The sequence below is a fragment of the Clostridium sp. AF23-6LB genome (genome assembly GCF_003461085.1).
GTDB lineage: Bacteria > Bacillota > Clostridia > Lachnospirales > Lachnospiraceae > Coprococcus > Coprococcus ammoniilyticus.
This window is the reverse complement of the sequence record NZ_QTWK01000006.1, coordinates 35169-48122: the sequence shown is the minus strand read 5'-3', so window position 1 is coordinate 48122 and position 12954 is coordinate 35169. Positions and strand designations below refer to the sequence as shown.

General features: G+C 41.3%; 9 protein-coding genes. 1 reads left to right on the top strand and 8 read right to left on the bottom strand.

Annotated features, from left to right (window positions below):
• Positions 1-84 precede the first annotated feature (84 nt).
• The 6 genes from radA to purM form a co-directional block, all read right to left on the bottom strand.
• A complete protein-coding gene (radA, locus tag DWY07_RS13070) occupies positions 85-1437 on the bottom strand; it encodes a DNA repair protein RadA (protein ID WP_021944052.1) in 1353 nt (450 codons plus the stop codon).
• Positions 1438-1445: 8 nt separating this feature from the next.
• Complete coding sequence (locus DWY07_RS13065; RefSeq protein ID WP_021944051.1) at positions 1446-1862, bottom strand: hypothetical protein; 417 nt, start codon at positions 1860-1862, stop codon at positions 1446-1448.
• A 128-nt stretch (positions 1863-1990) separates the two neighbouring features.
• Positions 1991-4444: an ATP-dependent Clp protease ATP-binding subunit gene (locus DWY07_RS13060; RefSeq protein WP_117823584.1), complete on the bottom strand. Its 2454-nt coding sequence runs from the start codon at positions 4442-4444 to the stop codon at positions 1991-1993.
• Positions 4445-4579: 135 nt separating this feature from the next.
• Positions 4580-5851, bottom strand: coding sequence for a phosphoribosylamine--glycine ligase (purD, locus tag DWY07_RS13055; protein WP_117823582.1), 1272 nt, complete (start codon positions 5849-5851; stop codon positions 4580-4582).
• Between the two features lie 14 nt (positions 5852-5865).
• A complete protein-coding gene (gene purN / locus DWY07_RS13050) occupies positions 5866-6492 on the bottom strand; it encodes a phosphoribosylglycinamide formyltransferase (protein ID WP_021944048.1) in 627 nt (208 codons plus the stop codon).
• Positions 6486-7511: a phosphoribosylformylglycinamidine cyclo-ligase gene (gene purM / locus DWY07_RS13045; protein ID WP_021944047.1), complete on the bottom strand. Its 1026-nt coding sequence runs from the start codon at positions 7509-7511 to the stop codon at positions 6486-6488. The genes purN and purM overlap by 7 nt, the downstream gene beginning before the upstream one ends.
• Before the next feature lie 284 nt (positions 7512-7795).
• Here purM and DWY07_RS13040 point away from each other — a divergent pair, with 284 nt between their 5' ends.
• Positions 7796-10096, top strand: coding sequence for a GGDEF domain-containing protein (locus tag DWY07_RS13040; protein WP_117823580.1), 2301 nt, complete (start codon positions 7796-7798; stop codon positions 10094-10096).
• A gap of 134 nt (positions 10097-10230) precedes the next feature.
• On the opposite strand, the gene DWY07_RS13035 is transcribed toward DWY07_RS13040, so the two are convergent.
• Both DWY07_RS13035 and DWY07_RS13030 read right to left on the bottom strand, forming a co-directional pair.
• Positions 10231-12357, bottom strand: a complete 2127-nt coding sequence (locus DWY07_RS13035) for an aminopeptidase (RefSeq protein ID WP_117823578.1) — start codon at positions 12355-12357, stop codon at positions 10231-10233.
• Positions 12354-12950, bottom strand: a complete 597-nt coding sequence (locus DWY07_RS13030; RefSeq protein WP_021944044.1) for an HD domain-containing protein — start codon at positions 12948-12950, stop codon at positions 12354-12356. Before DWY07_RS13030 ends, DWY07_RS13035 begins: the two co-directional genes overlap by 4 nt.
• Positions 12951-12954: the final 4 nt, after the last annotated feature.

Genomic DNA, 12954 nt, shown 5'->3' with positions numbered 1-12954 from the left:
CCGCGAACAGTTGATATAATACTAAATCAGACGTCAGATGTCAACACTTTTTTTGACAAAAATTGTATTAAAATAAATACAATCTTATATGTACTCTAACGCCTGACTGATATTCGATACTCCTACTACTTTTATGCCCTCTATACTCTTAAGATGCTCTGCATTTGTCTTTGGCATAATACATGTCTGGAATCCCATTTTTACCGCTTCTCTTACACGCTGCTCTGCTGCGGATACGCCACGGACTTCTCCTGAAAGTCCTACTTCACCGAATACGACCATACTCTCATCCAATGGACGATTACGAAAACTGGAAACAAGTGCAAATACAATTCCAAGATCTGCTGCCGGATCATCAAGCCGCATACCACCGGCTATATTGACATATGCATCACTTCCTGATAACACCATTCCCGCTCTCTTTTCAAGTACCGCAAGAAGAAGGTTCACACGATTATAGTCCAAACCAACTGTTGTACGTCTCGGCAGATTAAAGCTGGTCTGGCAGACCAGTGCCTGGATCTCCAGCAGGATCGGTCTGGTTCCTTCTAAAGAACATACTACAACCGAACCGGATGTCTGAAGCGGTCTACCTGCCAGCATAACCTTTGATGGATTATTCACCTCTGACAAGCCGGTTTCAAGCATTTCAAATACACCAATCTCATTTGTTGAGCCAAATCGGTTCTTTACCGCACGAAGAATACGGAAACCTGCATTACGATCGCCTTCAAAGTACAACACCGTATCTACCATATGTTCCAGATTTCTCGGACCTGCTACCGTTCCTTCCTTCGTAACATGTCCAACGATAAAGATCGCTATATCCATCTGTTTTGCCATCTGCATCAAACGTGCTGTTACCTCTTTTACCTGAGATACGCTTCCCGGCGCCGATGCTATATCCTCTACTACTATTGTCTGAATCGAGTCGATAACAATAACCTTCGGTTTGTCTTTCTTGACATATTCTTCTACATCTTCCAGATTATTTACACACAAAAGCAGCATATCCTTCTGAAATGTACCAATTCGTTCCGCACGCATCTTGATCTGTGACAAAGATTCCTCACCTGAAACATAAAGAATCTTATGACCGTCCGCTGATAGATTTCTGCACATCTGAAGCAGGATTGTCGACTTACCGATACCGGGATCTCCCCCTACCAAAACAAGAGAACCGTTTACGATTCCTCCTCCAAGTACTCTGTTCAATTCTTCCAGTCCTGTGGAAAATCTTGTCTCATCAGCCGTTTTTACTTCTAAAATACTTGTAGGCACCACAGCAGTCCGTCCTCCGGACTGTTTTCTGGCGCCTACCGTTACTTTTTCTTCACAGAACGTATTCCAGGATCTGCATCCCGGACACTGTCCCATCCATTTTGCTGACTCAAATCCACATTCCCGGCAAAAAAAGATCTGTTTTTCTTTTGCCATATAAACTCCTAGTCAAATGCTTTTCTGACGTCTACCTTTACTTCTCTGCCCGGCTCAAGATCTACACTGATGCTTAACTTGCCACCGAGATTTGTTTTATTCTTTCCTACATATATATCATCAATATGAATCTTGTAATCTGTTTCCGGTTCCAGCTCCAGTGTAATAGATGAGGTCTCTGTTCCTTCTACTATAAATGATACATCTTCTTCTGATGAACGGAAGCCATGTACTGCTGTACCCGGTACTGATTCATATACAAACATACCATTCTTCTCAAGCTTGGTGATCTCATTGAAAGTCTTGATCTTATAGATATCACCTTTATATTCAATACCATCTTTCTTTGTCTTTGTTGCTAATTCATAATTTCCGAAATCCAGTGAATCGGACTCTATGTTAATTAAATCGTTGATTACTGACATTTTTATCCTCCTGTACATTATACTCATGCCTTACCCGGCACTTTTATAATCTGATTATACAATAATGCTCCGGCTTTTGCCACACCAAATATAATCAGTTCACAATTATTTTATAGATTTGGAAGCAACTACTTTTCAGGTTCATTTTTTACTACAAACTTCACCTTATCGTTGCGCACAGTCACCTGAACGGTATCTCCCCGTTTGATCTCACCTTTTAAGACTGCTTCTGCAAGCTCATCTTCTATATTCGTCTGAATCGCACGTTTCAACGGTCTTGCTCCGTATTTCTTATCGTAGCCTTTCTCAAAGATCAGTTTCTTAACTGCATCTCCAAACTTCAACTGAATCTCCATCTGCGATGCAACACGCTGCTTTAATTCTTTTAATAGAAGATTCGAAATATTTCTTACATCCTCCTCCGTCAGTGCACGGAATACGATAATGTCGTCAATACGGTTCAAGAACTCCGGCTTGAAGTTCTGTTTTACCTCATCCATAACATTCTTCTTCATATCTTCGTGCTCTGTATCTGCATTTGACGCGGTAACAAATCCAAGCTTCTTCGGATCAATAATCCTCTGTGCGCCTGTATTAGATGTCATGATAATAATCGTGTTCTTAAAATCTACTTTTCTGCCCTGAGAATCTGTGATATGTCCATCATCCAATACCTGTAATAATATATTAAACACATCACTGTGTGCCTTTTCTATCTCATCAAACAATATAACAGAGTATGGATTGGAACGAACCTTCTCACTAAGCTGTCCACCTTCCTCAAAGCCAACATAGCCCGGAGGTGACCCGATCAGCTTCGACACACTGTGTTTCTCCATGTACTCCGACATATCAACACGGATCAATGCGTCCTCACTGCCAAATACTGCTTCTGCAAGAGCTTTCGACAATTCAGTCTTACCTACACCGGTAGGCCCAAGGAATAAGAACGAACCAACCGGACGTTTTGGATCTTTTAAGCCTACACGGCTTCTCTTGATAGCCCTTGCTACCGCATCAACTGCCTCATTCTGACCGACAACTCTCTTATACAACTCCTCTTCCAGACGTTCCAGACGTTTGGATTCCTGTTCGGTCAGTTTGTTTACCGGAATCTTCGTCCATACAGATACAACATCCGCAATATCCTCTGCATCTACTACAACACTTTTCGCATTTTTATTCTGCTTCATTTTATCGAGCTTTGTTTCCAGCTTTCTCTGTTTCTTTAACAGTTCTGCCGCTTCATCAATATCTCCAGCCTCTAAAAGGTTCTCAATATCATCGGAAAACGCCTGTATCTCAAGCTCCAATGGCAGTGTCTTCTTTGCCTTCTTTCCGAATCCCAGACGTTTTCTGGAACAGGCTTCATCCATCAGATCAATAGCTTTATCCGGCAGGAAACGGTCACTGATATATCGAACCGATAATGATACCGCTGCTTCCAGTGCCTGATCACTGATCTCTACATGATGATGTTCCTCGTATGCAGAGCGAAGTCCCTTTAAGATCTCTACTGTTTCTTCATTGGTCGGCTCTTCCACATAGACCGGCTGAAATCTTCGCTCCAACGCTGCATCCTTTTCTATATATTTTCTGTATTCTGCACGCGTCGTCGCTCCGATCATCTGGATCTCTCCGCGCGATAAGGATGGTTTTAAGATATTAGATGCATCGATTGCTCCCTCTGCTCCACCGGCTCCGATGATCGTATGAAGCTCATCCACAAACAGAATGACGTTTCCGGCATTTTTTACCTCTGCGATCACCTTCTTGATCCGTTCCTCAAATTCTCCACGGTACTTGGAACCCGCTACCATACTGGATAAATCTAGCGACAACAGTCGCTTATCCCGTACTGTATCCGGCACATCTCCCGCAGCGATCAGGTAAGCAATCCCCTCTGCTACCGCAGTCTTACCTACACCCGGTTCTCCAACCATACATGGGTTGTTCTTCATACGTCTGCTTAAAATCTGAAGCACACGCTCTATCTCTTTCTCTCTGCCTATAACCGGATCTAGATTTCCCATACGGGCATCCATCGTCATATCTCTGGAGAACTGATCCAACGTCGGTGTTGCCGATGCCTTGGATTTATTCTTTCCCTTTTTCAGACTTACAAATTCTTTCTTTGCCGTACTGCCATCCACTCCACATGCAGACATGATGTCTACATATATTTTCTGTATATTTGCCTTTAATGACAGTATGATTTTTACCGCCGTACAATCCAGATGCTTCAAAATGGCAATCAGAAGATGCTCACTTCCTACCTCTGTACTTTCCAGACGTTTTGCTTCATTTCCCGCAAGCTCCAGAATCGACTCTGCGGATTTTGTATATTTGCTTTTCTCTGCGCCAAAGGTTCCTCCGGCTAATGGTATCTGGCTTAAGATATTAATGATCGACTGTATCGTTACTCCATTTTCCTGTAAAACAACAAACGGTGCCGTATCACTGACAAAGGTAAGTGCCATCAACAGATGTTCACTTCCTATATAGTTCTGCCCCAGCTTCTTGGATATCCGTTTGGCTTCTTTTAATATTTCCTGTAATTTTTCACTGTTCGGAAGTTTCAAATTATGTCACCTCTTTTTTCATAGTATATGACATTTTCTGCCTACTATCTTCTGTTATGATACAAAAGTCCCCGGCTCCCATATATTAGTATGTTCCCCAGAGACTTTTTTCTTTCGTATATCTTTCAATAATAATTAACACTCATCAATCGCTTTACCGATATCATGACGCATATATTTATTCTCAAATGTGATCCACTCGGTTGCCTTGTATGCATTTGCACGGGCTTCATGAAGATCCTTTCCTGTAGCTGTTACTCCAAGTACACGACCGCCATTTGTTACAACTTTGCCGTCTTCAAACTTAGTTCCGGCATGGAATACATAGTATCCGTCCTTGTCTTTGAATGTCTCTAGACCTGAGATCGGATATCCTTTCTTATAGGAAACCGGATAACCGTCAGATGCAAGTACTACACATACAGCAGCGTTGTCTTCAAATTCAAGTTCTACCTGATCCAGAGTTCCGTCAATACACGCCTCAAATACATCAATGATATCATTCTTCATTCTAGGAAGAACAACCTGCGCCTCCGGATCTCCAAATCTTGCATTATATTCCAGTACCTTTACGCCCTGTGGCGTGATCATAAGTCCGCAGAATAATACACCCTTGAATTCTCTTTTCTCTGCCTTCATGGCTGCCATTGTAGGCTTGTATATATTCTCCATGCAATAATCTGCGATCTCATCTGTATAGAATGGGCTTGGTGAAAATGTTCCCATTCCACCGGTATTCAATCCTTGATCACCGTCCTGTGCACGCTTATGATCCTGTGCGGATGTCATAGGTTTGATCGTTGTACCATCACAGAACGCAAGAACAGACACCTCACGTCCTGTCATGAATTCCTCGATAACCATAGTATTTCCCGCATTTCCAAAATGCTTATCCAGCATGATCTCTTTTACACCGGCTTTTGCTTCTTCCAGATCCTTACAGATCAGAACACCTTTACCAAGTGCCAGTCCATCTGCTTTTAATACGATCGGGAAGCTTGCCGTTTCAAGATATGCAAGTGCTGATTCTGCATCTGTAAAATTCTCATATGCGGCTGTAGGTATATTGTATTTTTTCATAAGATCCTTGGAAAATGCCTTTGAACCTTCGATGATCGCTGCATTTGCTCGAGGACCGAATGCACGGATGCCCGCTGCTTCAAATGCATCAACTGCACCGGCAACCAACGGGTCATCCGGAGCTACAACTGCAAGATCAACTGCTTCCTTCTTTGCGAAATCAACCAGTTTATCAAATTCCATAACACCGATATCCACACATTCTGCCAATTCTGCAATACCTGCATTTCCCGGTGCACAATAGATTTTTGTTACTTTACTGCTCTTTGCAATACTTGTAATAATAGCATGCTCTCTTCCGCCGCCACCTACAACTAAAATCTTCATTTGTTTTCCTCCTGTCAGTCTTCTACAACTGTTATGCCGTCTTCGATCCGAACCTTTCCATGTGCAATCTTATCAATAGCAGCAGGTAGAATATTCCACTCTGCCTGCTCCATGACTCTCTGCTGAAGCACCTTCGGAGTATCTCCGTTTTGTACCGCAACCGCTTTCTGCATAATGATCGGACCGGTATCGGTTCCTTTATCTACAAAATGTACCGTAGCACCTACTACTTTTACACCTCTTTTTAACGCTGCCTCATGAACCTTGAGTCCATAATAGCCTGTACCACAAAAAGCAGGAATCAGAGAAGGATGGATATTGATAATCCGGTTCTCAAATGCATCAATCACAATCTCCGGAATAACTACAAGGTATCCCGCAAGTACGATCAGATCCGGATTCACTTCCTGTAAAATCTTCAACAGGTTCTCATTAAATACATCTCTTGTTTCAAAATCCTTTGGTGATACTACGATATCTTTTATACCTGCCTGTTTTGCACGTTCCAGTGCATAGGCATTTCTATTATTACTGATAACTGCTGCAATCTCGGTGTCTGTGATCTTTCCTGCTGCGATTGCATCAATGATCGCCTGTAAGTTCGTACCGCCACCGGAAACCAGAACTGCTATTCTTAGCATAAATCTACTCCCTTTTCACCGGCTACTACTGTACCGAGAACAAATGCCTTGTCTCCGGCACTCTCTATAGCTGCTATTGTCTTATCTGCATCTGTAGGATCTATTGCAAGGCACATACCAACTCCCATGTTATATGTATTGTACATCATATGCTCATCTATATCGCCCTTCTTTGCAAGGAGCTTGAATATAGCAGGCACTTCATATGAGTCCTTCTTCACCTGCGCACGAGCTCCGTCCGGAAGCATTCTTGGAATGTTCTCATAGAAACCGCCGCCTGTGATATGGCTGCAACCCTTAATCATTACACCGGCATCCTTTACTGCCTTTAATGCTTTTACATAAATTCTTGTCGGAGCAAGAAGTGCTTCGCCAAGTGTTGTTCCAAGTTCATCATAATATGTATCCAGAGATTCCTTTGTCATCTCAAATACTTTACGAACCAGTGAAAAACCATTGCTGTGTACACCGCTTGAAGCGATACCGATCAATGTATCTCCGGCTTTGATATTCTCTCCTGTGATAAGTTCATCCTTCTCTACGACACCAACAGCAAATCCTGCAAGGTCATACTCATTCTCCGGCATAAGTCCCGGATGCTCTGCTGTCTCGCCGCCAACTAAAGCTGCGCCGGACTGGTTACAGCCTTCTGCAACACCACTTACGATCGTAGCGATCTTTTCCGGATAATTCTTACCACATGCTATATAATCCAGGAAGAAAAGAGGTTCTCCACCAGAACATGCAATATCATTCACACACATAGCCACAGCATCGATTCCGATCGTATCGTGCTTATCCATGATATATGCAAGCTGTACTTTTGTACCGCATCCATCTGTTCCAGACAGTAATACAGGCTCTTTCATCTCTTTGATCTTTGCAAGACTGAACGCACCAGCAAAACCTCCGATACCACCTAATACCTCTGGTCTCATGGTTGTCTTGATGTGCTTCTTCATAAGTTCTACTGACTTATATCCTGCCTCAATATCAACGCCGGCATTCTTGTAATCCATTGTAAAATCCTCCTGTTTTATCCATTATAAAGTGCATTTTCATGCCAATTGATTCTTATAAATTATACGGGATTAATTTCTGTTTGTAAAGAAGCCATTCTCACAAATATACCAGCCCAAAACAGGTCTCTGTTCGGCACAATTTTATTTGTCAGCAAAGCGTGTTTCTTTTTTTTGAAAAATACTATATAAATATCAAATATAATTTGATAATGATTCCCATTTATGGTAATATAACGTTATATGCAGAGTAACTGTTTTTTTCGTTAACAAGAGGTAGTTGTATGACAAATAATAGATTAAACATCGGATTATTCATATGTCATCTCGACAATGAATATGCAAATGAAATATGTAAAGGAGCTGAATACGCAGCGAAAGAGCTAGACGTGAATCTTATCGTCTTTCCGGGCATGTTTTTAAATGCTTCATTTAACGATCCTGAAAACGAAATTTATGATTATCAGTACAACTCTGTTTTTTATTATGCTAAAAAAGAAAATCTGGATGCCCTGATCGTGTCCGTTGGCACGATCGCATCTTTTATATCACAAAAAAGTATTGAAGCATTTTTGGATACTTTTAAAGATATTCCGATCCTTACTCTGGAATCTAAGGTTTCAGGTTATCCTTGTTTACAGACCGACAGTACTGCCGGTCTTCGAGATGCCATCGAACATCTGATTATTCATCACAACCGAAAGCATATCTGTTTTGTTGCCGGAAGAAAGACAAATGAAGATGCTCTGGAACGTTTGAATGTATACCGAACTACAATGAAAGCTCACAACATACCGATCACCGAAGATATGATCGTATACGGTGATTATTCTGAATACAGTCGTGAGATTGTCGGCAAACTGCTTGATGATAATCCGGATGCTGATGCAATTATTTTCTCTAACGATCAGATGGCTATCGGCGGCTATCAGGAATTGAAAAGCCGTAACATCCGAATCGGAGCTGATATCAGTGTAATCGGTTTTGACAACTCTCCCGGTTCCGTAACTATGGTTCCACCCCTTACAACCGTAAACGCGAACACCCCTGCATTGGGCTATCGTGCCGTTGGCAAGATCATTCAGGATATTAAGGCAGGCGAATTCTGTTCTTCTGTCTTGGATTCCCACTTTGTAAAACGATTATCATGTGGGTGCAGTCTGCATGAAAATACCGAACATATGCCGATTGACAATTCCTCTACTGTAACAGATATTCTGGAATACTGTGATGATTCTATTTTAGGCAACATTAAAAACAGCTTTTTTGGTACGATTGTTCTTGATCAGATCAACAGCATCTGGAAGGATATAATAGAAATTGCTGTTTTACCAAAGGCAAAACCATATCCAAAGAATCTGATTGTAGACAAACTGATGTCATTATTGTCATCTCCTGTCACAAGTTTCTTTTCAGTAACCAATATTGCATTTTCATTCCGTTGTTTTTCCGGTGTCATCATAGCATTAATCAACGATCCGGATAAACGGTCTGAATACTATCGGCTAAATTCTCATATTACAAGTGCTATCGCACAGTTTTTGTCAACTTCTTTGTACCAACAGGAACATGACAGCAAAACGGGATCATGGTCTTCAATCTATATTACAAGAGATACTCTTACATATGGAACCGATACAGCAAAAACCTTTTCATCTATGCTTGCTAAATTAAAAGACCTTGGATTTGCAGCATCTTATTTATATGCGTATGATGAACCCGTCGCCATTCAACCGGACGGAAGCTGGAAAACGCCGGATACTTTGTATCTTCAAGCTTTTTACAATCCAAAACATACAGCTGTTTTATCAGGTGAAACACGTCGTATTGCATCTACCGATATCTTTGACAATGAATATACCGGGTTTGAAGATAGATTTACCGCTGTTATTGTTCCTATTTTTACAAATGAACAACATCATGGTCTGTTTGTATGTAATACAGATGTAGATCACTTTGGACACATTTATACAACTTCTCTTCATCTTGGGGCTTCTTTTAAATATTTATCACTTTTAAAAGAACAGATCCAGACAAAAGAACAATTAGTAATGTCCTTAAATGAGATCCATGAAAAAAATGAGCTGTTAAATCACCTGTCTACCTCCGATGAACTGACCGGCGTCAATAACAGACGTGGATTAATGGAAAAAGTAGAATACCTGATCAATAAACCTGCCAATCATGGACGTAAGGCAATGCTACTGTTTGCAGACATGGATAGCTTAAAGATCGTAAACGATAAATTCGGACACAACGATGGAGATTTTGCTTTAAAGAATATTGCAAATATCCTGATGACAAGTTTCCGGGCGAGTGACATTGTCGGTCGAATCGGCGGTGATGAGTTTGTATGTTTTGCTTTCATTGATGATCCTGATTTTCCTAAGACTGTACAGGCAAGGATTCAGGAATTGTCCAATGAATTAAATGAAACCTGTGGCAAACCATATTATATCGAAATGAGTGTCGGTGTATCGGAATTTTCCTGCGATCCGAATATCAAGATTGAGGATCTGTTAAGCCAGGCAGACAGCGCACTGTATTCAAATAAACGATATAAGCGAATGTCTGTTTTAAAATAATAAAATACGATACGAATACTAACTTCTTTATAAAAGCACAGATAAACGCTGTGAAATAAAATAAACCATATAAATGATAGTTTCTCTCCCATGTTCAGGATGATGAATCCACTCTCATTTATATGGTTTATTTTTTATTTTGCCTCTTTAAACGGCTCATTTAACATCTCTGTTCCCGGAAGAACAAATCTGCCATTTTCGATAATGGCAACTTTGGTTCCATCTGCATGAACCGAATAAATGCCTCCGATCTCATCATATGGTATCGTAATATCGGTATGGCAGTTGAAATACGCCTTGCTGATATCCGTCTTTCGAAGGATCGAGCACTCATTATCCTTTGCAACGATTTCCTTGCCGTCCGGATTATGAAGGATATTTTCTTCGCTCCAGCTATAGCAGGTATCACCGACTGCAAAATGCGGTCCCATCTTCTCTACGATCAGTATCGGCAATTTATATACCATGTTATATTTATTTGCAAGTACATATGCGGTCGTATTCGTTCCGATCGCAAACTCTCCGATCGGCAGTGTATCCCGTCCGCCCAAAAGATTATCCTTTACAAATTTTACATTATCTTCTTCTCTGTCAAAGTTCTTACAGGTGTAAGTTTTGATCTTTCCATCTTCAAAGGTCAGCTTGAGATCAACATATTTCAGATCATTCAGATAGACCTCACTCACATTTAAAACTCCATGCGTTCCGGTAAGCTTCGGCGATGTAAAAACCTCGCCAAGAGGAATATTCACATCCGCCAGACAGTTCTCAAAATTTGTCTCTGTCTCCGGGCGCTCTAACACATGCATCGATACCTTCATATCAGTCTGATTACCATTCTGTCCAATCACATGTACCCATTCTGCCTGATCCAGCTCATCGATGATCATCTGGTGAACCGGACGGTATACATCACTTTCCAGATTGTTGATCCGGATGATCTGTTCAAATATTTCTTCATAATCATCTCCGATCTCCGGCATTGGATATGCGATGATCGTAAAGCTGTACTCATCCCCCGGTATATATTCATTCACGATCTGTGACAGTTCATTGGTATATTCCACACCAAGCTCCTGCTGCTTCTTGCTAAGCGTAAGCTGTCCCGGCTTGCTTACCGGTTCAAACGGTGTCTCACCAAAGATCTCGATACACGCCGGTCCTGCATATACAGACGCCTCATATCTGTATTTCTCATAAGCGCCACGCATTATCTCTAACTTTCGTTCCATCAGCTTACGATCAAGGAATAACGCCTGATCCATCTGATGATCGTAATCCATCTGCTTATTTACCGGAGTACCTACATAACCAATCCGGTTCATTCTGATCCGATTGATCCGGTTGGTATCATAACGGAAGCATAACGGTTCCAGCCCCATATCACGGAACTGGAGGATTGCAGCTTTTACGATGCGCTCCATACCAATCGAATACCGGATATTTACATGCTTCTTTTTTGACATATCAATTCCGGCCGCTACAAAGCCCTGTCGAAACCCTTCTGTATAAGTCCGGGCAATCGACGCCACTTTTTCTGATGACATCCTGCGAAGAAACGCTTCCGTTTCCAATTCATTCTTTCCGATGTATTCGCCATATTCATATAAATAGCTGTTATCTCCGTCTTCACATTCCATGACAATATCTGTCGCAAAGGAAAGAATCGGATCCATCTTCTCACGCACACGATAATCCATGAAGAACTCCGCATAATCATGTTCAAAATAATAAATGGCATCTTTTACTGCTTTAACAGATGGAAAATCCTCAAAGATCCCATATACCTCCACAAACAATTCAAACCATACAGTAAGGTCTACAACTCTTCCTTCAAATGCTGCCGCGATCAGTCCATGGAATTCATAACAAAGAAATGTCAGATAGTCAGCAAATAAATATTCCCGCTTGTCTATGTCTTCAATCTCGTCCTCTGCTATTTTCTCACCAAACATCTGTCTGGTGTATTCATAGTTGCAATAACTCGTTTCGTAATTTTCAGGCATAACATCCTGATAAAGTGCTGCATTTATCTGCTGTAATTCTCCCGCTGTACAGCTCTCCGAAATGGACATCCCACTTTTTACCTTTTCGATCACTTTATCTAACTGCAGTAAAAATTCTCCAGTTCTTACAAAATAATCCCGATACCGCATGTCCACTGTTTCTTCTTTTGTGATCGAACGGATCCGCTCAACCATCAGTTCGTAACGATCTTCGATATCTTCATATTCTGCTGTTATATCCTTATAATATGTCATTTATTGTCTCCCTTTATGTTTCCAAGTTGAATGTTCTTCCGGAACACCTCATCAATCACCTGATATAACGTCTCTGATCCCTCTGGTGTCCGCTTGTTTCTACCATACACCTGGTTCTCGAAAACGCCATGCTCTTTCCAGCTTTTTCCTCCAACGGCATCACTTAACATAACCGGCGCCAGATTATCCATTACATGTGCAAATTTGGCTTCCGGCGTCTGATACTCCTCAAATTCATCCCAGAGTCCACGAAGCTTCTTCGCCTGATCTTCCGGCAGGATATTAAATATCCGGTCAGCAGCCTTTAATTCCCGTTCTCTTTTTGTTGCATTTGCATTTTTATCATATGCATATGTATCACCTGCATCTATCTCGATCAGATCATGAACCAGCAGCATGGAAACCACTCTTAATACGTCAACCGGTTCATTTGAATATTCCGCCAGTAAGATTGCCATAAGTGCAATATGCCAGGAATGTTCTGCATCATCTTCTTTTCTGATTCCATCTGTCAGATACGTCTGTCTGACTACAAATTTGCTCTTGTCAACCTCCAGTATAAAATCCAGTTGTTTCTTCAGTCTCTCATCCACACTC